Source organism: Arthrobacter sp. TJ-254, assembly GCF_058269175.1.
This window is the reverse complement of record NZ_JBZCNF010000001.1, coordinates 268,555-289,290: the sequence shown is the minus strand read 5'-3', so window position 1 is coordinate 289,290 and position 20,736 is coordinate 268,555. Positions and strand designations below refer to the sequence as shown.

The window sequence follows — 20,736 nt, the reverse complement described above, 5'->3', positions numbered from 1 at the left end:
CGATCAGCAATCCGAGGGAACCAGTGGAACAACGCAGAATCCGGCTAGCCGCAGTGGGCGACGAACTTCTCGCAGGACTGGGAGATCCGCGCGCCCTCGGCTGGCTTGGACGCGTCATGGCCCGCACCGCCCCCGATAATGTTTCGGTCGAGGCCTACAGCCTCGCGGCGCCGCGCGAAGGCACCGAGTCCCTCGCCAACCGGTGGCTCCAGGAGACGGGACGCCGTTTTGACGACGGGTTCGAGAACCGCCTCGTCATCGGACTTTCCGACAGGGACCTCGACCTCGAACTGTCGACGGCGCGCAGCCGGCTGAATCTGGCGAACATCCTTGACGGCGCTGCCCAGATGAGCGTCAAGGTACTCGTCGTCGGCCCTCCCCCGGGTCTTGACCCCGAGCGCAACCGCCGCCTGGCCGACCTTTCGGCTGCCTTCGCCGACGTCACCACCCGGCGCAAGCACGTCTACGTCGACACCTTCACCCCGCTGCTCTCCCACGACCAGTGGCGCAACGACCTCGCGGCCAACGGCGGCACTCCGGGCCAGGCGGGCTACGGACTCATGGCGTGGCTGGTGCTTCACCGCGGCTGGTTCCAGTGGCTGGAGATCCCTGCGGCCTAGCACCCGACGGGCACCGCCCGCTCCCCCTCACCCGTCGAGTTCGCAGAAAATCCCCTTTTGAGCTGTGACAGGGGTGATTTTCTGCGAACTCAATTGTTACTTTCTGTATCAACCGGACCCCCGCAATATTTCCGGAGTGTAACGAATCAGTTATTACTTACTTACTGGGTGTCCGAGGCAACAAACCTTAGCTATGCTGGCCGAAGTGTGATCGCTGTCACTGGAGCAATCCACTGAAACGGGGCTACTCCACCCCGTGCTCCCCTAGCACAGTAAGGAAAACGAATGCGTAATAAGCGCACAGCCACGCTTGCGGCTCTTTCCATTGGAGCGCTCATGCTCAGCGCCTGTGGATCGGCCGGCGGCACCGCCACCCCTTCCGAGGGCGGGGAGGAGGAAAACCTCGCGACCACCATCAACGTGGCGATCAGCCAGACACCCGATGCCTATAACAGCGATACCGCCAACGCCAACAGTGTCTACAACACCTACGTGGACAACCTCGTTCACAGCGGGTTCGCGGCTTTCAACGCTGATGGCGAGCTTGAACGCAACGAGGAGTTCGGCACCTACGAAAAGACCAGCGATGACCCGCTGACCGTCAAGTACACCATCAACGAGGATGCAGTGTTCTCGGACGGAACGCCCATCGACTTCGACGACGTCATGCTCACCTGGGCTGCCTTCTCGGGCAAGCACCCGAGCGGAGAAAAGGACCCGGACACCGGGGCCGAGACCGACCTTTTCCAGGCTGCCTCGACTAACGGTTGGGCCCAGATCGAAATGCCCGAGGGGGAAGCCGGAGACAAGGAGTTCGAGCTCGTCTACACGGAGCCGTATGCCGACTGGGAGTCCCTCGTCGACAACTTCCTGCCCGCCCACGTCGCCGCCGAGCAGGGCGGCATGTCCCCCGAAGGCGACGGCGCTGAGCTCATCGAGGCCATCCGTGCCACCGACATCGAGGCGCTGAAGCCTGTCGCGGAGTTCTGGAACACCGGCTGGAACTATGAAGCCGACCTTCCCAAGCTGCCCGACGCCGAATTGATCCCGGCCTCCGGCCCCTACAAACTCGACAACGCGGTCAACGGCACGCTGACCCTCGTGAAGAACGACAAGTACTGGGGCGAGAAGCGCGCAGGCAAGACGGAAACGATTGTCTACAAGACGGTCGTCGATGAAGAAGCCGTCCAGGCCCTCCAGAACGGCGACGTCGACGTCATCGACCCCTCGAGCCCCACGGTCGACACGAAGACCGCTCTCGAGCAGATCGGCGAGACGGTCACCGTCGAAACCGGCGAAACCTTGACCTTCTCGCACATCGACCTCGATCAGCGCCCCGGCGCCGTCTTCGAGGACCTTGAGGTGCGCCAGGCTCTTGCGAAGTGCGTCCCGCGCGAGGACATGGTGGAGAAGTTCGTGAAGCCCATCGAGCCCGAGGGCCAGGTGATGGACCTGCGCGAATACCAGCCGGCCCAGCCCGACTACGACACCGTGCTCAAGGGAGCCCCTGCGGCAACCGAAAACGCCGAGCTCGACATCGAGGGCGCCAAGGCGCTGCTGGCCAAGGCAGGCAAGACCGAACCCATCAAGGTCAGCCTCATGTACTCCTCAACCAGCCAGCTGCGCGCCGATATGGTCTCCCTGATCAAGGCCTCCTGCGATAAGGCCGGCTTCGAAATCATTCCCCAGCCCGAGGAAGAATGGTCCGCAAAGCTTTCCGAGCCCGGCTCCTGGGATGCTGTGCTGTTCGGCTGGGCCGGATCGGGCCTCGTCGCCTCCGCCGAATCAATCTACGTCTCCGGCGGCGAGCAGAACTTCGGCGGCTACACCGACAAGAAGGTCGACAGCATCTGGAAGGAAATCGTCACCAACACGGACCCCGAAAAGGTCGTCGAGATGAAGACCGAGCTCGAGCAGCGGCTCGCTGAGACCCAGTACAACGTAGTGCTCTACGCCAACCCGGGAATCGGTGCCTGGAACTCGAAGGTCGAGGGCGTTAAGATCAACCCGACGCAGACAGGTCTGACCTGGAACGCGTACGAGTGGACGAAGAAGAACTAACCCGCTGACGCGGGGAGGTGCAGATGGGGCGGGCAGATCTTTCGGATCTGCCCGCCCTTCTGACCGAACCCGGCTCGTTTGTATACCGTTCCTAGGAGCCCCCAGTGTTCTTTTTCATAGCAAAACGTTTGGTCATCTCGTTCTTCATCATGGCTGCGGCGACAACGCTGATGTTTTTCCTCACGATCTCCTCAGGGGATCCGCTCGGGGATCTGGGTGAAGCCTCGGGCTCCGCCAAGAAGGCCACCATCGCAGCCCGCACCGAGGCCATGAACCTCGACCAGCCCCCACTGATGCGCTACTACCTCTGGCTCCAGGACCTCGGGCACTGCCTGGTGCCGGGCGGGGTTGAATGCACCCTCGGCACCGACCGCGCCGGGAACGCGGTGCTCCCCCAACTCGAGAGCGCCATTGGTTCAACTTTCCGCCTCGTCCTCGTGGCCACGGTCCTTGCCCTCGTGCTCGGGGTCATCGTTGGAATCGTCACAGCGATCCGCCAGTACAGTACGTTCGACTACTCGATCACCTTCATTTCCTTCGTCCTGTTCTCCCTGCCGCTGTTTTGGCTGTCCACACTGCTCAAGCAGTACCTGGCAATCGACCTCAACACCTGGCTTGCGAATCCGCAGTTCTCCTACCTGACGATCCTCCTGATCGGTGTGGTGGCGGGCGTCATCTGGGCGGTCGTCGTCGGCGGCGACAGGAAACGCCGGTTCGCGGTCTTCGGCATCGCCGCCGGAGCCACCGCCGTTGCCCTGTGGCTGCTGCTCGTCACCGGCTGGTTCCTCACCCCGGGCCTGGGACCCATCGGGATGCTGATCTCCGCCGGGGCCATCGCTCTTCTGTGGACCGCCCTGCTTGCCGGGTTCCGGCACCGGCGCATCCTCAACGCGGCACTAACGGCCGCTGCAATCGGCTACGCCGGCTACCTCATCTCCATACCCCTGCTGGAAGAGCCCGGCTGGCTGCTGGTGATCGCGCTCCTTGGGCTTATCGCGGTCGTCGCCTACGTCGCAGGCGGACTCGTGGGCGGTCCTTACAAGGCACGTGCGGCACGGATCTCCGCCGTCATTGCCCTCAGTATCGGGCTGCTGATCTTCCTTGACCGTCTCCTCCAGGCCTACCCCACCCTCTCCTCGAAGGCCGGCGGCCGGCCCATTCCTACGACCGGTTCACAGTCCCCGAACCTCAACGGCACATTCTGGGAGACCAACCTCGATTACGCGCTGCACCTGATCCTGCCCACCATCGCGATCACGTTGATCTCCTTCGCCACCTACACCCGTTACACTCGGGCGAGCCAGCTCGATGTCATGAACCAGGACTACATCCGCACGGCACGGGCCAAGGGGCTGAGCGAGAGGACGGTGCTGGTCAAGCACGCCTTCCGCAATGCAATGATCCCCATCACCACCCTCATGGCGTTCGACTTCGCCGGGGTGCTGGGAGGGGCGGTCATCACCGAACAGGTCTTCGGCTGGAACGGAATGGGCAAGATGTTCGTCGACGGCGTCCACGCCGTCGATCCGGGTCCAGTGATGGCCTTCTTCCTCGTCGTGGGAACCGCTGCGGTGCTGTTCAACATGCTCGCCGACATCGCCTACGCCTTCCTCGACCCGCGCATCACCCTCAGCTAGGAACCGAATCATGAGCAGACATGACATCGAGCCGGGGGATTCCCGGTCGCAGGTTGAACTTTCCGAAATGACGCTCCAAAGCCAGGACACCGACATCGCCCGCGGAAGGCCAACGCGGGAGCAGACCGATCGGATCCGTACAACCGAAGCGAAGAGCCAGGGGCGCCTGGTTCGCGAGCGATTCTTCCGCCACAAGGGCGCCCTGGCCGGCATTGCACTGCTGACCCTGATCGTCCTGCTGTCCTTCAGCTCCATCGGTGTGGCCGGCATCCCCGGCTGGTGGAACAAGGACTACGACTTCCTTGGCGCCCGCTTCAACGAGGGAAAGCCGACGCTCACGTTATGGCCGTTCAGCCTCGGTGAGCACCCCTTCGGGCAGGACGTGCTGGGCCGGGACTACTTCGCGCTGACGATGCGCGGTATCCAGACCTCCCTCATCATTGCCCTGACCGTGGGCCTGGTTGCCACGATTGTCGGCACGGTCGTCGGAGCCATCGCAGGTTACTTCCGCGGCTGGACCGAGGCGGTCCTGATGCGTATCACCGACGTCGTCATCACCATCCCCATCGTCGTTATCGCCGCGGTCATGGCAGGCATCGTCGCCCGGTTCGGCATCATACCGTTCGGCGTTTTCCTCGGCCTCGTCTCGTGGACGGGGTTGGCACGGATCGTGCGCGGTGAATTCCTCTCGCTGCGCGAAAAGGAGTTCGTCGAATCGGCGAAATCCGTCGGTGCGAGCTCCGCGCGCATCATCTTCCGGCACATCCTGCCGAACACCGTCGGGGTGATCATCGTCTTCGCGACACTCGCAATCTCCGGGGCAATCCTGCTCGAGACCGCCCTGAGCTACCTGGGACTGGGCGTCGTTGCCCCCGACACTTCCCTCGGCAAGGCCATCAATGACAACCGCTCGGCGCTGACGGTGCGGCCCTGGCTGTTCCTGTGGCCCGGTGCCTTCATCGTCGGCATCGCCCTCGCTGTGAACTTCATCGGAGACGGCCTGCGTGACGCCTTCGATCCCAAGCAGACAAGGATCAAGCAATGACAGCCCAGCACACAGGAATTCTCTCGGATGATTCGGGCTTCCCTACAACCGGGCCCATCCTTTCGGTCCGCGGACTCGGTGTCGACTTCAACGTCGACAATGAATGGGTCATGGCCGCCGAGGAGGTCTCCTACGACATCCATCCCGGTGAGATCCTCGCCATCGTCGGCGAGTCCGGCTCGGGCAAGAGCATGTCCTCCATGGCGCTGCTGGGGCTGCTTCCCCGCAACGGCCGGTCGAAGGGCAGCGCCAAGCTGCTCGGCAAGGAACTCATCGGCGCTCCGCAGTCGGCGTTGCGCAGGATCCGGGGCAATGACGTCGCCATGATCTTCCAGGAGCCGATGACGGCCCTGAACCCCGTGCTGACGGTCGGAGAGCAGATCCGTGAGGCGGTCGAGCAGCACACCGAAGCCTCACCGGCCGTGGCGAAGGAACGGGCAATCGAGCTGCTGCGCATGGTGGAGATTCCCGAGCCTGAACGGCGATACGACTCGTATCCGCACCAGTTCTCGGGCGGGCAGCGCCAGCGCGCGATGATCGCCATCGCCCTGGCCAATGATCCGATCCTCCTGATCGCTGACGAACCGACGACGGCGCTTGACGTCACGGTGCAGGCGGAGGTCCTTGAACTCCTGCGCCGGCTCAATAAACGGCTGAACAGTGCCATCCTGCTCATCACCCACGACATGGGGGTGGTGGCGGACCTCGCCGACCACATCGTCGTGATGGAGCGTGGCCGAATCGTCGAGGCCGCTCCGTCCCAGCAGCTGTTCATCGCGCCGAAGGAGGCCTACACGCGGCAATTGCTCGACGCCGTCCCCTACCTCGGCTCACAGGTCGGAGGGGTCCTCTCCGACGTCGAGGTTGTTGACGGCAGCATCCGGATCCATGAGGGCTACGCCGAACGCGCCCTGGCACACCGGCAACAGCACGTTCAGGCCGGAACCGTGCCGGCACTCGAACTCAACGGTGTCGACATTGAATACCCGGGACGTTTCCGGCAGGCCCCCTTCAAAGCCGTCCACGACGTGACCTTCACCATTCTCCCGGGCGAGGTCATGGGACTGGTGGGTGAATCGGGCTCGGGAAAGTCGACAATCGCCCGTGCGGTCACCGGACTGATCAAGACCAGCGGGGGCAGCGTGAAGATTGCCGGAACTGACATCACCACGCTGACAGCCCGCCAGATCCTGCCCCTGCGCAAGAAGTTCGCCATCGTGTTCCAGGATCCGGCGGCCTCGCTCAACCCGCGCCTCTCCATCGGGGACAGCATCGGCGAACCGCTCTTCCTCCACGAGAAGCTCTCCCGCGCGGACCTCGACCGGCGGGTGACAGCGTTGCTTGAAGATGTGCAGCTGCCCGTCGCGTTCAGGAACCGCTACCCACATGAGCTTTCGGGCGGCCAGCGCCAGCGCGTCGGTATTGCGCGGGCACTCTCGCTCCGGCCCTCCCTGCTGGTGGCCGACGAGCCGACCTCGGCGCTTGACGTTTCGGTGCAGGCCAAGGTCCTTGAGCTGCTCCAGAACCTGCAGCGGGAGCATGGCTTCGCCTGCCTTTTCGTCAGCCATGACCTCGCCGTCGTGGAACTGCTGGCGAGCCACATCGCGGTGCTCAACAAGGGGCGGCTGGTGGAGCAAGGCACAACCGAGCAGGTGCTGAAGTATCCACGCGATCCCTATACCCGCCGCCTCCTTGCTGCCGCTCCGGTGCCCGACCCGACCGAGCAGGCATCGCGCAGGGAGCAGCGGAACGCGATCCTCGCAGCGGGCGCCGCCGGGTAGCCCGGCCCCCGGCGGCCGGCCACGAGCTCGCGCCGCCGGGAAACCGCTACCGGGGACTGATGTGACGCCAGGAGACTGCCTCCCGGGGCCGGGAGGCGCCCCCGCGCGCCGCCACGTATGCTGAGCGCACAGCACAATTCGCGAGCGGAGCACACGTGGTTAAGGGGCCTACCGTCTATGACGTAGCGGAGCGAGCCGGCGTGTCGATCGCCACCGTGTCCTTCACGTTCCGCCAGCCGCACCGGGTGCGGCAGTCGACGCGGGAGGCAGTGCTGGCAGCGGCGCAGGCCCTGAACTACCTGCCCAGCGGCAGCGCACGCGGGCTGGCCCGGGGCCGGACCGGGGCCCTGGGCATCTATTCGTTCGACTTCTACTTCCTGGACGATCCGTCGAGGGCCGGCGGCGGAGAAACACGCTCCGGCGGGGACCTCGGCGCCGACCCGAACGCCGATTACCGCCTCTTCCCCCTCTACGTCGACGAGGTGCAGCGCGGAGTCGCCCTGGAATGCTGGCGGCGCGGCTACACGCTGATGGTCAGCGGCGGCAACCGGACAACGGGTGAGACCGCGATCGCCGACATCGCGGGGCAGGTGGACGGCCTTGCCGTCTTTCCACGGACCGTCCCCGAGGAGGTGCTGTCGCTGATCTCCCAGCGCATCCCGGTGGTCGAGCTCTCCGAGCCTTCCCACAACGACAGCCTCCACCATGTGACCGTCGACAACGCCGCAGGGATGCACGCCCTCACCACCCACCTGATCTCCGCGCACGGCCTCCGCAACCTGCAGTTCGCCGGCCCCAAGGACCCGTGGTCCGATTTCCAGCCCCGGTTCCGGGGCTTCCAGGCCGCCCTGGCGGAGGCGGGCCTGCCCGTTCCGGCCCGGCCGGTGACCGAGGGCGACGGCGCGCCGGCATCGGCGGACGACCTCGCCGCGGCCCTCGTGGCGGACGGGCCGCTGCCCGACGGAATAGTCTGCGCGCACGACGAATACGCACTGCCGCTCATCGATGCCCTGATCCGGGCAGGCATTGACGTGCCCGGCCAGGTGGCGGTCACCGGGTTCGACGGCATTGTTGCAGGCCGCCTTCAACGCCCGCAGCTGACCACGGTGCGCCAGCCGATGGAACAGATGGGACGCACGGCCGCCGCCATCCTCATCGACGGTTTCGAGGATCCCACCCTTCCCCCGCAGAGCAGTCAGCTGCCCGTCCAGGTGGTCCTGCGTGAAAGCTGCGGCTGCCCGCCGGAATGAGCCAGGCCCACCCTTCCCGGACGCCGGAGAGGGCATCCGCCCGCAGCTGATCCGCCCTGCTCCCCCGGTGCCCCGGAAAAGACGGCATCCCTCCCGGCCGGCACCACCCTGCCTCCTGCCCAACCTCTTGCCAAGCCAGTGCCTATGCGCTTAACTGAGGCTGCGGGCATTTCTAAGCGCATAGACGGCCCGGGCACTTCGCGAGTTCAAGCTATGGGGGCATGTTCTTTTCCTGCCGCCGGCGGACGTTGGGCGGACGAAAAAATTCATGAAAGGAACAATGATGATCCGAGTGAATGTTCGAAAAGCGGCGGCCCTCGGGCTTGCCGCTGCGATGCTGATGACCGGCTGCGGCCGCGACGAGGGCAAGTCCGAGGCAGGTGAGGCCGCTGCCATCACCGACGGCCCCGCCACGGGAACCCTCACCATGTGGGCACAGGCGGCCGAGGCAGAAGCGCTTCCGGAACTGCTCAAGGAGTTCGAAGCCGCCAACCCGGACGTCAAGGTCGACGTCACGGCCCTGCCCTGGGATGCGGCCCACAACAAATACCAGACGGCCATTGCGGGCGGCAGCGCACCAGACATCGCCCACATGGGCACAACCTGGATGGGCGATTTCGCCTATGCCTTCGACGCCGCTCCGAAGGAGATCGACACCGAAGCCTTCTTCCCGGGCTCCGTCCAGTCAACGGAGATCGACGGCGAGAAGTTCGGTGTGCCCTGGTACGTGGACACCCGGATGGTCTACTACCGCACCGACCTCGCCGAAAAGGCCGGCTACAAGGAGTTCCCCGACAACTGGGACGACTTCAAGGCCCTGGCCAAGGCAATGCAGGACAAGGCCGGCGCAGATTACGGAGTGGGCCTGCCCGCCGGCGGAGCCGACGCATTCCAGTCGATGCTGCTGTTCCCCTGGTCCAACGGCGCTGAACTGCTCAACGAGGAAAACACCAAATGGACCTTCGACACCCCGGAGATGGTCGAGGCGCTTGAGTACTACCAGAGCTTCTTCACCGAAGGCATCGCCGATGAGAACGCCGCCACCGAGGCCGGCGCCGCAGAAGCCGCCTTCGTGAACGGCAGCACCCCGATGCTCTTCGCGGGCCCGTCGATGATCGGCCAGCTTGCGGCAGTGGGCGGCGAGGGGTTCGCCGAGAAGTACGCGGTGGCCACGGTGCCGGCGAAGGAAAGCTCAACATCGTTCACCGGCGGCGGGAACCTCGTGGTGTTGAAGGACACCGAGAACCGCGACGCGGCGTGGAAGCTCGTCCAGTGGCTCAGCCTGCCGGAGACCCAGGTGAAGTGGAACCGGGCGACGGGCGACCTGCCCGCCGTGGCGGAGGCCTGGGACGCCCCCGAGCTCGCCGACGACCCGAAGCTCGCCGAATTCGGTGAGCAGCTCAAGGACACGAACTCCCCGCCCGCCGTGGCGACGTGGACCAAGGTATCGGCAGCCGCCGACACCGAGCTCGAGCAGATCGTCAAGGCCGGAAAGGACCCGGCGGAGGCCATGAAGACCCTCCAGTCCACCGCCGACTCGCTCGGAACAGGCGACTGACAGTGGCCGTCGCTCCACTCCCGCTGGCCGGCGCCCCCCGGGGTTCCGGCCGGCGGGCCCGCGAGCGCAGGAACGGTGTTGTCGCCTGGATCTTCGCCCTGCCTTTCGTGCTGATCTTCACCGCGTTCATGCTGATGCCGCTTGTTTCCTCGTTCGTGATGTCCTTCACCGACTTCACCAGCCGCGATGTCCAGGACCCGCTGACCGTGGAGTTCGTGGGCCTTGAGCAGTACACGAGCCTGTTCGAGGACCCCCGGTTCCGGCGCTCCATGATCAACACCGGCTACTTCGTGGTCGTGGGAATCCCGCTGACCATGGCGGTGGCCCTTGCCCTGGCCGTGGCGCTCAACAGCGGAATCGGGCGGCTGCGGACGCTGTTCCGCACGGCGTTTTTCACCCCGGTCGTGACAAGCATTGTGGCAGTTGCCGTCCTCTGGCGGTTCATCCTCCAGCCGGACGGGCTGCTCAACACGATGCTCGAAACCTTCGGGGGCACCGCTCCCGACTGGCTGAACAGCACCACCTGGGCGATGCCCTCGATGATCCTCATGGCGGTGTGGCGCAACATGGGCACGCTGATGATCATCTTCCTCGCGGGCCTGCAGACCATCCCGCGGGAGATGCTCGAGGCGGCGGAGGTCGACGGCGCCAACGCCGTCCAGCGGTTCTTCTCGATCACGGTTCCGATGCTTCGGCCCACCCTGCTGCTTGGCGCCGTACTGCTTTCCGTCGGCTACCTCCAGTTCTTCGAAGAGCCCTTCGTCATGACCAGCGGAGGCCCCCTCGATTCGACCTACTCCGTCAGCTACTACACCTACAACCAATTCGGGTTCGGGCAGTACGGGCTTGCCTCGGCGGCGAGTTACGTGCTCTTCGTGGCGATAGTGCTCCTGAGCATGGTCCAATTCCGCGCCCTGCGATCCAAGGACTGACAGGTTCCCCATGACAGAGCTGAAGTACGCACCCCCCGAGGCGGCGGCGCCACGGGAGAAGACGCCCTCCCGCCGCCCGGCCCGCGGTCGCGGCGTCAGGGCCCTGACCTACGCCGCCCTCGTCGCGGCCGCCGCCGCAACCCTCCTCCCGTTCATCTGGATGCTGCTTGGGTCCTTCAAGACCCAGGGGGAGCTGCTCCGCCGTCCCCTCACCTGGTGGCCAAAGGAGCCGATCCTCACCAACTACACCACCTGGTTCACCGACCACGGCATCGGGCAGTTCTTCGTGAACAGCCTCATCGTTGCCGTGGTGACCGTCCTGGGCAACCTGCTCTTCTGCTCGATGGTCGGCTACGCGCTGGCGAAGATGGAATTTCCGGGCAAGCGCCTGCTGTTCCTCGTGGTGATGGTGACCCTGATGGTGCCCGGCGTCGTGACCTTCGTCCCCCTGTTCGTGATGGTCAGCAAGCTCGACCTGGTCAACACCTATCCCGGGCTGATCCTGCCGTTCCTTGTCTCACCGCTGGGGGTGTTCCTCATGCGCCAGTTCATGCTCGGGATTCCCCAGTCGCTGCTCGAGGCGGCCCGCATCGACGGCGCCGGGGAGTTCCGCACCTTCACCCGGATCGTGATGCCGCTGTGCGGGCCGCCCCTTGCAACCCTGGGGATCCTGACCTTCCTCAGCTCATGGAACAACTTCCTCTGGCCGCTCGTCGCTGCCCAGAGCGAGGAGAAATACACCCTGCCGGTGGCCCTGGCGCTGTTCTCGACGGGCCAGCACGCCACCGACTACGGGCTGCTCCTTGCCGGGGCGGTGCTGATCATCACGCCCATCATCCTGCTGTTCGTCGCCCTGCAGCGCTACTTCATCCAGGGCGTGGCGGGCACCGGCATCAAGTAACCGCACGGGCCACCCGCCCGCGCACCGGCCGGACGGCACTTATCCAATCCCTTCGTGAAAAGGACAAGCAATGCTTCATTCAGTACAGCTCTACACCGTCCGGGCCGCCCTAGAGGCGGACCTGCCGGGCACCATCGCCAAAGTGGCGCGGGCCGGCTTCGGCCACGTCGAACCGTACAACTTCGCCGCGCGGGCCGAGGAGCTAGGGCGGGCGCTGCAGGAGCACTCCCTCACCGCGCCCTCCGGGCATGCACCCCTGCTGAGCGCCGACCAGGACGAGATCCTCGCCGCCGCCGCGGGCCTCGGCATCGGCACGGTCATCGAGCCCCTCGTCCCGCCGGAGCGCTGGCAGGACGCCGCGGCGATCGAGGACACCGCCGCGCAGCTCAACGCCGCAGCGGCCAGGGGGGCGGACCTCGGGATCCGGGTGGGGTACCACAACCACGCCTGGGAGCTGGAATCGATGATCGAAGGAACCACGGCCCTCGAATACCTCGCGGCGCGCCTTGACCCCGGGGTCGTCCTCGAAGTCGACGCCTACTGGGCCGCGGTCGGCGGGCAGGACCCCGCACAGCTGCTGCGCCGCCTCGGCGACAGGGTCCGCTTCCTCCACATCAAGGACGGACCCGCCACCACCGACACCATGGCGCAGGTCCCCGCCGGCCAGGGCAGCATTCCGGTGCGCGAGGTCCTCGCCGCGGCCGGGTCCCTCGAGGTGGGCGTCGTGGAGTTCGACGACTACGCCGGCGACATCTTCGACGGCATTACCCAGAGCCTTGCCTTCCTCCGCCAGGACACGGTGCGCGCATGAACCGCACCGGCCCGGTCGGCGTCGGAATCATCGGCGCCGGCAACATCAGCACCCAGTACCTGGACAACCTGACGGCGTTCCCGGACCTCGCGGTCCACGTCATTGCCGACCTCTCGGAAGCGGCGGCATCGGCGCGGGCGGCCGAATACCGCATCGACGCGTGGGGAGGAGTGGATGCGGCCCTTAATCACCCGGACGTCGAGATCATCGTCAACCTCACGACGCCGGCCGCCCACGTCGAGGTGGCCACGGCGGCGGTCCGAGCCGGCAAGCACGTGTGGAGCGAGAAGCCGTTCTCCCTCGACAGGGAGAGCGGGCTGGCCCTGCTGCGCACCGCCGAAGCGGCGGGAGTGCGGCTTGGCTGTGCCCCCGACACCTTCCTCGGCGCCGGGCTGCAGTCGGCCCGGCGGGCGATCGAAAACGGAGACATTGGGGTTCCGCTGACGGGCCAGACCGTGATGCAGTACGCCGGGCCCGACGTCTGGCACCCGAACCCGGACTTCCTCTTCGGAGAGGGCGCCGGACCCCTGTTCGATATGGGACCGTACTACCTCACCGCCCTGATCCAGACCTTCGGACCGGTGGCCAAGGTCGCCGCGGTGGGATCCCGGGCCCGCGAGGTCCGCACCGTTGGGTCGGGGACCAGGGCAGGAGAGCAGTTCCCCGTCACGGTTCCCACCCATGTCAGCGCCCTCGCCCAGTTCCGCAACGGCACCTCGTCGCACAGTGTCTTCAGCTTCGATTCTCCCCTGACCCGGATGGGCTTCTTCGAGATCACCGGCTCCGAGGCGACGCTGGCGCTCCCCGACCCGAACTTCTTCGAAGGCGAACTGCGCATCCTGGCCCGGGGCTCCGACGACTGGAAGACGCTTCCGGTTACCGGATCCACGGCCGGCCGGGGCGTCGGGGTGCTTGAGATGGCACGGGCGCTGCGTTCCGGCGTCCCGCACCGGGCGCAGGGCGAACTGGCCTACCATGTGCTGGACACGATGGCCTCCATCAGCGAGTCGATCGATACCGGAGCCTTCGTCGGCGTCGAAAGCTCCGCGGCTCAGGTCCCGGCCCTTCCCGAGGACTGGAACCCCGCCGAGGCGACCCTGGGCTGACCGAAGGGTCCCCCTGTTCCCGCCGGCGCCGCCCCCTGCGGCGCCGGCGGCGTCGGTTCCGGTGCTGCCGGGTCAAGATGATGTCGGTCCGGGGCGGAACAGCGCCCGATCCGTTCCGGCGGCGGCTTCCGGAACCCGCAGCCGGGCTAGTGGCGGAAGACGATCTTGCCGAACACGTCACCGCCTGCCATCCGGGCGAATCCCTCCCGTGCGTCGTCGAAGTCGTACACCGCGTCGATCAGCGGGCGCACCCCCGTTGCCACGAGGAACCGGGTGAGGCGCACCAGTTCATCGCGGGTTCCCATCGTTGATCCGAGGACCCGCAGCTGCAGGAAGAACACCCGGTTCAGGTCAGCGGACGGCGCCGGCCCGCTCGTCGCACCGCAGGTCACCAGCGTGCCGCCGGGCCGCAGAGCCTTGAGCGAGTGGGCCCAGGTCGCCTCCCCCACCGAATCGAAAACGACGTCGACCCGCTCGGGAAGGCGCTCCCCGGCGTCAAAGGCTTCGGCGGCGCCGAGCCCGCGGGCGCGTTCGCGCTTGTCCGCGCTCCTGCTCGTCACCCAGACCCGGAATCCCGCGGCTGCGGCAAGGAGGATCAGTGCCGTCGAAACACCACCCCCGGCGCCCTGAATGAGGATCGTCGACCCCGGCGCGGCCGGAGAGACGGTGAACAGCATGCGGTACGCGGTGAGCCACGCCGTGGGAAGGCACGCAGCCTCCTCGAAGGTCAGCTCGTCGGGCTTGGGCACCAGGTTGCGCTCCGGGACCCACACGTAATCGGCCATTGTTCCCGGATAGCGCTCCGAGAGCAGGGACCGCCGTGGGTCAAGCGTCTCGTCGCCGCGCCAGTCCGGGGAGGAAAGGACCCCGTGCACGATCACGCCGCGTCCTTCGTCGTCGATCCCCGCGGCGTCGCAGCCCAGCACCATGGGAAGCCGGTCGGCGGGTAGCCCGACCCCCTGCAGCGACCACAGGTCGTGGCGGTTCAGCGAGGAAGCCCGCACCGTGACGCGGCGGAAACCCTCGGGAGGGGCGGAAGGTTCGAGGTTTCCGACGACCAGCCCGTCAAGCGGGTTCTCCGGGGATATCTCGCGGGCATAGGCGGCACGCATTCTGGCTCCTTTGGCTACGGCTGTGCGACCATCCTAGGACCCCGCCCGCTGCCGCCCGCCCGTTTAGGCCGCGCCCGCCGGATGTGGGAGACTGGACTGCAGTTCTGAAGGCATAACGAAGGAGGCACTCATGAGCAAGCGAGCACGCAAGCGCCGCGACCGCAAGCGCGGAGGCGCAAACCACGGCAAGCGTCCCAACACCTGAGGTGCGCCGCAGAGCATGAAAATACCCCCGGGCATTCGCCCGGGGGTATTTTTCTTGCTCATTAGTCTGCCATTCGACGGGCACTGCCCACGAGCGTCACCCGGCGGCGCCGCGACGCGTCAGTGATCCACCGTCTTCAGCTGGCTGATGCGGTTGAGGATGCTGTCCTTGAGGGACGTTGGCGCAACCTCCTTGCATGAGCGCTTCACGACGGATCGGATGACGCACTCAAGGTCGTGTTCCTTCGCGCATTCCGGGCACCCGTCGAGGTGCTCCTTGATCTCCACGAGGTCCTGGTGCGACAACGCGCCGTCGAGGTATTCGTAGAGGCGTTCAATCCGGGAGTCGGGGCAATCGCCCAGGCTTTCGCAGTCGCTCATTTTCCACTCTCCTGCTTAGTGCCCGCGCCTGCGCCGGAGACGGCCGCGGGGGTGCCTAGGCCCCGTTCGAGCGCGTACTCCGAGAGGAGATCGCGCAGCATCTTGCGTCCGCGGTGCAGCCGGGACATGACTGTCCCGATGGGCGTGTTCATAATTTCTGAAATTTCCTTGTAGGCAAAGCCTTCGACATCGGAGAAGTACACCGCGAGGCGGAATTCCTCGGGAATGGACTGCAGCGCGTTCTTGACATCGGAATCGGGCAGGTGGTCCAGCGCCTCAGCCTCGGCCGAGCGAAGTCCCGACGACGTGTGCTCCGCGGCCTTCGCCAGCTGCCAGTCCTCGATCGTGTCGGAATGGGACTGCAGCGGCTCGCGCTGACGCTTCCGGTAAAGATTGATGTACGTGTTGGTGAGGATGCGGTAGAGCCACGCCTTGAGGTTTGTTCCCGGCTTGTACTGGTGGAACGCCGAGAACGCCTTCGTGTAGGCCTCCTGGACGAGGTCCTCAGCATCGCTGGGATTGCGGGCCATGCGCATCGCTGCTGAATAGAGCTGATCGACGTACTGCAGCGCGTCGCGCTCGAAGCGCGCCTTGCGGTCGGCTTCTGATTCCTCGGAGACGTCAAACTGGTCATCGTCGGTCTGGCTGCTGCCCGTCGGGGCTGTTGTATTCATCGAAGAGAAGTCTACGCGTCCGCCACCGCGCGTGTCTTTGCGCGCACGGACGGCCGGCGTGACCTCCAACTGGAAGTCGTCGGCAAGCGGCGCAACGACGGGTGCTGATGTGCTCAATGTCAACCTCTCCTGTATTCCTACAACAACTCCAACCTGACGCGCCGGTATCTTATTCCGGAGCCTGCCAATTCGGCGCCCTGATTCTTATGCGGATCGCACAGCAGGACCAAAAGTGCAAAACTAGACCCAGCGTGCTTCGTAAGTTCCGAATATCCACGAACACCGGCGTTCCAGCGCCGGCAACCAGGAGGCAATTGTGACCCTTGTCCGTGTTTTCGCCCGCCCACTGATCGCCAGCAGCTTCGCATTCTCGGGTGTGGACCGGGTTCGAAGCGCGGGTGCAGCCGCTGTGCAGCTCGAGCCCCTCCTCCGCAAGGTAAGCAAGGCAGTGCCTTCGGCCGCGCCGCTGACCAGCAACCCGAAGCTCGTGGCCCAGGTTCTCGGGGCAACGCAGATCGGCGCGGGCCTGATGCTGAGCATTGGACGGTTCTCGCGCACCGCGGCCACCCTTCTCGCGCTATCGGCAACAGTGAACACGGTTGTCGACTTCCGTTCCGCGGATTCCACAACGCCGACGGCGCGCAAGGAGCGCAGGAGCCAGCTGCTCCGGAACCTGACCCTTATCGGCGCCGCACTGCTCGCTTCGGTCGACACGAACGGCCGCCCCGGCCTCGCCTGGCGCGCCGAACACTTCGCGGCCGACGCACGGCGGAACGCCGCAGGCCTGAGCAAGGACGCCCGGAAGCAGCTGAAGAAGGCCGACAAGGTGGTACGCAAGACCGCGGCGGAAGTTGTGGGTTCCTAGCCTCAATGACCGGAATCCGCCTCGGGGAATCCGCCCCGGCCGCTGCAAACTCCTCCTGGCCGGCTCCCCGGCCCGCCGCACCCGTGAACGCCGTCGTTGATGTTCCGGGATCGAAGTCGCTGACAAACCGGTACCTGGTCCTCGCGGCGCTCGCCGACGGTCCCTCCACGCTGAGGGCTCCGCTTCACTCCCGGGACTCGGCCCTGATGATCGAGGCCCTCCGGGCGCTCGGCGCCCGGATCACCGAGGTGCCGGGGGACGGCGGCTTCGGGCCCGACCTGCATGTGGAGCCGCTGGTGCGGGCCTCCGCGGACCGCAGCATCGACTGCGGCCTGGCCGGCACCGTGATGCGTTTTGTTCCTCCCCTTGCGGCTTTGCAGTCAGGGACCGCGGCCTTCGACGGCGACCCGCACGCGCGCCGCCGCCCCATGGCGGTGATGATCGACGCGCTGCGCCAGCTCGGTGTCGCCGTCGACGACGGCGGCACCGGTTCGCTGCCCTTCACCGTGCGCGGGACGGGCGAGGTGCAGGGCGGACATCTCAGGGTCGACGCAGGGGCCTCGTCACAGTTCGTATCGGCCCTGCTGCTTGCCGGTTCAAGCTTCACCTCCGGGCTTCACCTCGAACACGTCGGTGGTCCGGTGCCAAGCCTCGACCACATCTCGATGACCGTGCGCGTGCTGCGCAGCGTCGGCGTTGAGGTCGACGACTCCGTGGCCAACCACTGGCGGGTGCGGCCCGGTCGGGTCGGCGCCTTCGATATCACTATCGAACCCGACCTCTCGAACGCCGGCCCGTTCCTCGCGGCAGCCCTGGTGACCGGCGGGACCGTTCGCATCCCCCACTGGCCGGCCGACACAACGCAGGTCGGGGATGCGTGGCGTTCAATCCTGCAACGCATGGGCGCGTCGGTCAGCCTCGCCGGCGGCGTCCTGACGGTGACCGGCGGGGCTGGTATCACCGGGGGGCACTTCGCCGACACGAGCGAACTTGCGCCAACCGTCGCCGCCCTCTGCGCGCTTGCCGATTCGCCGTCGACCCTCGCCGGCATCGCCCACCTTCGCGGGCACGAAACCGACCGCCTCGCGGCGCTGGTGCGCGAAATCAACGCCCTGGGCGGAGACGCAGTCGAAACCTCCGACGGGCTGCGGATCACCCCGGCGCCCCTCCACGGCGGGGTTTTCTCGACCTACGACGACCACCGCATGGCGACGGCGGGGGCAATCCTCGGGCTCGCCGTCGACGGCGTCCTGGTCGAGAACATCGGCACGACCGCGAAGACCCTGCCTGAGTTCCCCGAGCTCTGGGCGCGGATGGTGGCTACCGCCGGCAGCGGGGAACCCTCGGGTGTCTGAGGCCGTCAACCGGCGCGGAGGCCGCGCCTGGGATGAGTCCGACGTCCGGATCCGCCCCAACAAGAAGGGCTCGCGCCCGCGCACGAAAAACCGTCCGGCCTATGAAGACGCCGTGACCGGACGCATCGTCACGGTCGACCGGGGGCGCTACACGGCGGTCGTGGACGAAGACACCAGGGATGAGCGCCTAGTCGTCGCGGCACGCGCCCGGGAGCTGCGCAACAGTGCAGTCGTGGCCGGTGACCTCGTGGGCCTCGTTGGGGACGTCAGCGGCGGCCCCGACTCGCTCGCCCGCCTCATCCGCGTTGAGGAGCGGCGCACCGTGCTGCGGCGCAGCGCCGACGACACCGACCCGGTGGAGCGCGTCGTCGTTGCCAACGCCGACCAGCTCGTCATTGTTGTGGCAGCGGCAAACCCGGAGCCGCGCACCGGCTTCATCGACAGGGCGCTGGTTGCCGCGTACGACGCAGGCATCCGCCCCCTGCTCTGCGTCACCAAGGCTGACCTCCGCGATCCGGCTGCGCTCCTGGCCAACTACGACCACCTCGACCTGCGCGTCATCATCAGCCGGACGGCCGACGACGTCGAGGGAATCGACGCCACCTCCGACGACGGCGCCTCGGCCCGGCTCTCCCAGTCCGCCGTAAACAAACTCCGCGACGAACTCGACGGGCAGGTCAGCGTGCTCCTTGGCCACTCCGGCGTCGGGAAATCGACAATGGTCAACGCCCTCACCGGCTCGACGCGCGCCACCGGCGGGGTGAACGCCGTCACCGGGCGCGGCCGGCACACCTCCTCCTCCGCCATAGCCCTGAAGGCCGCCGATTCCGCCCCCGGCACCTGGATCATCGACACCCCCGGCATCCGTTCCTTCGGGCTCGCGCACGTCAACGCCGACCGGATCCTCCAGGCGTTTCCCGACCTTGAGCCGGGCACCGCCGACTGCGACCGCGGCTGCCGGCACGACGCCAATGCGGTGGACTGCGGGCTCGACGCCTGGGTGGCCAGCGGCGCCGCGGGCGAATCCGGCCCGGCACGCCTTGCCTCCCTCCGGCGCCTCCTGGGCGCCGGTGCCGCCGAGGCCCGTCAGGACGCGAAGGAACTTGGCAGCCAATAGACCTGTTAGACTGAATCCAGTTGTTGTGTTGCGCATTAATTTCAAGCCTTGAATCCTCCTTTTGGAGTTCGAAAGCTTTTTTGACGAGCGAAAACGAACACCGCGACGAGCGCTTCGGATTACGGAGCGACTCTCCCAAGGTAAGGATTACAAAATGGCTACAGGTACTGTGAAATGGTTCAACGCTGAAAAGGGCTTTGGATTCATCGCTCCCGAAGACGGCGGCGCCGACGTGTTCGCTCACTTCTCGGCAATCAACTCGAACGGCTTCCGTTCACTCGAAGAGAACCAGAAGGTCAACTTCGAGACCACTCAGGGCCCCAAGGGTCCTCAGGCCGAGAACATCACCGTTCTCTAAGGTTTCCCACTTCTGGTGTGAACCTCCAGCTGCGTTCCGCGGCTGAACCGAAGGTCACCGCTGCGGCTTCCGCCGCCGGTGGCCTTCGGCGGTTAACGTTCCGCTTTCCTTTGGTTCCCTCCCAGAGGCGATAGGTTGAAGAGTATGAATCTCGTCCAGAGCTACAACGATGATCTGCGCCTTGCCCACGTCATGGCCGATTCCGTCGACGACCAGACGATGTCGCGTTTCAAGGCCCTTGATTTGCGCGTCGAGACCAAGCCCGACCTCACTCCCGTCACCGACGCCGACAAGGCCGCCGAGGAGTCGATCCGGAGCCAGCTGTCCAGGGTCCGCCCCCGCGACGCGGTGCTGGGCGAGGAATTCGGCAACACGGGAGCCAGCTCGCGGCGCTGGATCATCGATCCCATCGACGGGACCAAGAACTTCGTTCGGGGCGTGCCCGTCTGGGCCACGCTGATCGCGCTCGTCGACGAGGGCCGGCCCGTCGTTGGAGTGGTGAGTGCACCTGCCCTGGGCAAGAGATGGTGGGCGGCAACAGGAACCGGTGCGTTCATGGGCAAGTCCCTCGCCGCGGCGACCCGCCTGCGCGTCTCAAACGTTTCAAAGCTCCAGGATGCCTCGCTGTCCTACTCGAGCCTCTCCGGGTGGAAGAAGCGTTCGGCCCTGCCCGAGTTCGTCAACCTCACCGAACGCGTATGGCGCACGCGGGCCTACGGGGACTTCTGGTCGTACTGCCTCGTGGCCGAAGGCGCCGTCGACATCGCCTGCGAGCCGGAACTCAACCTCTACGACATGGCCGCCCTCGTGCCCATCGTCACCGAGGCCGGCGGCAGGTTCACCTCGCTCGACGGCGTCGACGGACCGTTCGGCGGCAACGCGCTGGCCACCAACGGCACCCTGCACAGCGAGGTGCTGCGCATGCTCAATCCCGAAGTCGACGACCTGCTCTAGCCGAGCATCCGAAC

20 protein-coding genes are annotated in these 20,736 nt (G+C 66.2%); 17 read left to right on the top strand and 3 right to left on the bottom strand.

Annotated features, from left to right (window positions below):
- Nucleotides 1-23 precede the first annotated feature (23 nt).
- From AC4D14_RS01350 to AC4D14_RS01300, 11 genes are all read left to right on the top strand, one after another.
- On the top strand, nucleotides 24-620 hold the full coding sequence (locus tag AC4D14_RS01350) for a GDSL-type esterase/lipase family protein (protein WP_490899781.1): 597 nt from the start codon (nucleotides 24-26) through the stop codon (nucleotides 618-620).
- Nucleotides 621-905: 285 nt separating this feature from the next.
- Entirely contained in the window at nucleotides 906-2,681 is a 1,776-nt protein-coding gene (locus AC4D14_RS01345; protein ID WP_490899780.1) for an ABC transporter family substrate-binding protein, read from the top strand.
- 104 nt (nucleotides 2,682-2,785) lie between these two features.
- Nucleotides 2,786-4,318 carry an ABC transporter permease gene (locus tag AC4D14_RS01340; RefSeq protein ID WP_490899779.1) on the top strand — a complete coding sequence of 511 codons (1,533 nt, stop codon included), beginning with the start codon at nucleotides 2,786-2,788 and terminating at the stop codon, nucleotides 4,316-4,318.
- A gap of 10 nt (nucleotides 4,319-4,328) precedes the next feature.
- The gene (locus AC4D14_RS01335; RefSeq protein ID WP_490899778.1) at nucleotides 4,329-5,363 is read left to right on the top strand and encodes an ABC transporter permease; all 1,035 of its coding nucleotides are present in this window, start codon (nucleotides 4,329-4,331) and stop codon (nucleotides 5,361-5,363) included.
- Entirely contained in the window at nucleotides 5,360-7,144 is a 1,785-nt protein-coding gene (locus AC4D14_RS01330) for a dipeptide ABC transporter ATP-binding protein (RefSeq protein WP_490899777.1), read from the top strand. The genes AC4D14_RS01335 and AC4D14_RS01330 overlap by 4 nt, the downstream gene beginning before the upstream one ends.
- Nucleotides 7,145-7,299: 155 nt before the next feature.
- Entirely contained in the window at nucleotides 7,300-8,394 is a 1,095-nt protein-coding gene (locus AC4D14_RS01325) for a LacI family DNA-binding transcriptional regulator (RefSeq protein WP_490899776.1), read from the top strand.
- Between the two features lie 280 nt (nucleotides 8,395-8,674).
- A complete protein-coding gene (locus AC4D14_RS01320; protein WP_490899775.1) occupies nucleotides 8,675-9,952 on the top strand; it encodes a sugar ABC transporter substrate-binding protein in 1,278 nt (425 codons plus the stop codon).
- 2 nt (nucleotides 9,953-9,954) lie between these two features.
- On the top strand, nucleotides 9,955-10,884 hold the full coding sequence (locus AC4D14_RS01315) for a carbohydrate ABC transporter permease (protein ID WP_490899774.1): 930 nt from the start codon (nucleotides 9,955-9,957) through the stop codon (nucleotides 10,882-10,884).
- A 10-nt stretch (nucleotides 10,885-10,894) separates the two neighbouring features.
- The gene (locus AC4D14_RS01310) at nucleotides 10,895-11,785 is read left to right on the top strand and encodes a carbohydrate ABC transporter permease (protein WP_490899773.1); all 891 of its coding nucleotides are present in this window, start codon (nucleotides 10,895-10,897) and stop codon (nucleotides 11,783-11,785) included.
- A gap of 70 nt (nucleotides 11,786-11,855) precedes the next feature.
- On the top strand, nucleotides 11,856-12,596 hold the full coding sequence (locus AC4D14_RS01305) for a sugar phosphate isomerase/epimerase family protein (RefSeq protein ID WP_490899772.1): 741 nt from the start codon (nucleotides 11,856-11,858) through the stop codon (nucleotides 12,594-12,596).
- Nucleotides 12,593-13,702: a Gfo/Idh/MocA family protein gene (locus AC4D14_RS01300; RefSeq protein ID WP_490899771.1), complete on the top strand. Its 1,110-nt coding sequence runs from the start codon at nucleotides 12,593-12,595 to the stop codon at nucleotides 13,700-13,702. The genes AC4D14_RS01305 and AC4D14_RS01300 overlap by 4 nt, the downstream gene beginning before the upstream one ends.
- Nucleotides 13,703-13,848: 146 nt before the next feature.
- On the opposite strand, the gene AC4D14_RS01295 is transcribed toward AC4D14_RS01300, so the two are convergent.
- Nucleotides 13,849-14,814, bottom strand: coding sequence for a zinc-binding dehydrogenase (locus AC4D14_RS01295; protein ID WP_490899770.1), 966 nt, complete (start codon nucleotides 14,812-14,814; stop codon nucleotides 13,849-13,851).
- A 130-nt stretch (nucleotides 14,815-14,944) separates the two neighbouring features.
- Here AC4D14_RS01295 and AC4D14_RS01290 point away from each other — a divergent pair, with 130 nt between their 5' ends.
- Nucleotides 14,945-15,019 (top strand): 50S ribosomal protein bL37, encoded by a 75-nt coding sequence (locus tag AC4D14_RS01290; protein ID WP_369299106.1) that lies wholly within the window; start codon nucleotides 14,945-14,947, stop codon nucleotides 15,017-15,019.
- A gap of 119 nt (nucleotides 15,020-15,138) precedes the next feature.
- Here the strand turns inward: AC4D14_RS01290 and rsrA are convergent, their stop codons facing one another.
- Both rsrA and AC4D14_RS01280 read right to left on the bottom strand, forming a co-directional pair.
- Nucleotides 15,139-15,399 (bottom strand): mycothiol system anti-sigma-R factor, encoded by a 261-nt coding sequence (gene rsrA / locus AC4D14_RS01285; protein ID WP_490899769.1) that lies wholly within the window; start codon nucleotides 15,397-15,399, stop codon nucleotides 15,139-15,141.
- A complete protein-coding gene (locus tag AC4D14_RS01280; protein WP_490899768.1) occupies nucleotides 15,396-16,190 on the bottom strand; it encodes a sigma-70 family RNA polymerase sigma factor in 795 nt (264 codons plus the stop codon). The genes rsrA and AC4D14_RS01280 overlap by 4 nt, the downstream gene beginning before the upstream one ends.
- Before the next feature lie 199 nt (nucleotides 16,191-16,389).
- Between AC4D14_RS01280 and AC4D14_RS01275 the strand changes: the two genes are divergently transcribed.
- From AC4D14_RS01275 to hisN, 5 genes are all read left to right on the top strand, one after another.
- Nucleotides 16,390-16,938: a DoxX family protein gene (locus AC4D14_RS01275; RefSeq protein WP_490899767.1), complete on the top strand. Its 549-nt coding sequence runs from the start codon at nucleotides 16,390-16,392 to the stop codon at nucleotides 16,936-16,938.
- A 5-nt stretch (nucleotides 16,939-16,943) separates the two neighbouring features.
- Entirely contained in the window at nucleotides 16,944-18,293 is a 1,350-nt protein-coding gene (gene aroA, locus AC4D14_RS01270) for a 3-phosphoshikimate 1-carboxyvinyltransferase (RefSeq protein ID WP_490899766.1), read from the top strand.
- A complete protein-coding gene (gene rsgA, locus AC4D14_RS01265) occupies nucleotides 18,286-19,410 on the top strand; it encodes a ribosome small subunit-dependent GTPase A (protein ID WP_490899765.1) in 1,125 nt (374 codons plus the stop codon). The genes aroA and rsgA overlap by 8 nt, the downstream gene beginning before the upstream one ends.
- Before the next feature lie 154 nt (nucleotides 19,411-19,564).
- Nucleotides 19,565-19,768, top strand: a complete 204-nt coding sequence (locus AC4D14_RS01260; RefSeq protein ID WP_026532371.1) for a cold-shock protein — start codon at nucleotides 19,565-19,567, stop codon at nucleotides 19,766-19,768.
- A gap of 144 nt (nucleotides 19,769-19,912) precedes the next feature.
- Complete coding sequence (gene hisN, locus AC4D14_RS01255; RefSeq protein ID WP_490899764.1) at nucleotides 19,913-20,722, top strand: histidinol-phosphatase; 810 nt, start codon at nucleotides 19,913-19,915, stop codon at nucleotides 20,720-20,722.
- The last annotated feature ends 14 nt before the right edge of the window (nucleotides 20,723-20,736 follow it).

Bases quoted from the DNA above. Each gene is read 5' to 3' on its own strand.
- AC4D14_RS01345 (WP_490899780.1), top strand. From the start codon at position 906: ATGCGTAATAAGCGCACAGCCACGCTTGCGGCTCTTTCCATTGGAGCG.
- AC4D14_RS01335 (WP_490899778.1), top strand. From the start codon at position 4,329: ATGAGCAGACATGACATCGAGCCGGGGGATTCCCGGTCGCAGGTTGAA.
- AC4D14_RS01330 (WP_490899777.1), top strand. From the start codon at position 5,360: ATGACAGCCCAGCACACAGGAATTCTCTCGGATGATTCGGGCTTCCCT.
- AC4D14_RS01320 (WP_490899775.1), top strand. From the start codon at position 8,675: ATGATGATCCGAGTGAATGTTCGAAAAGCGGCGGCCCTCGGGCTTGCC.
- AC4D14_RS01310 (WP_490899773.1), top strand. From the start codon at position 10,895: ATGACAGAGCTGAAGTACGCACCCCCCGAGGCGGCGGCGCCACGGGAG.
- AC4D14_RS01305 (WP_490899772.1), top strand. From the start codon at position 11,856: ATGCTTCATTCAGTACAGCTCTACACCGTCCGGGCCGCCCTAGAGGCG.
- AC4D14_RS01300 (WP_490899771.1), top strand. From the start codon at position 12,593: ATGAACCGCACCGGCCCGGTCGGCGTCGGAATCATCGGCGCCGGCAAC.
- AC4D14_RS01295 (WP_490899770.1), bottom strand. From the start codon at position 14,814: ATGCGTGCCGCCTATGCCCGCGAGATATCCCCGGAGAACCCGCTTGAC.
- rsrA (WP_490899769.1), bottom strand. From the start codon at position 15,399: ATGAGCGACTGCGAAAGCCTGGGCGATTGCCCCGACTCCCGGATTGAA.
- aroA (WP_490899766.1), top strand. From the start codon at position 16,944: ATGACCGGAATCCGCCTCGGGGAATCCGCCCCGGCCGCTGCAAACTCC.
- AC4D14_RS01260 (WP_026532371.1), top strand. From the start codon at position 19,565: ATGGCTACAGGTACTGTGAAATGGTTCAACGCTGAAAAGGGCTTTGGA.
- hisN (WP_490899764.1), top strand. From the start codon at position 19,913: ATGAATCTCGTCCAGAGCTACAACGATGATCTGCGCCTTGCCCACGTC.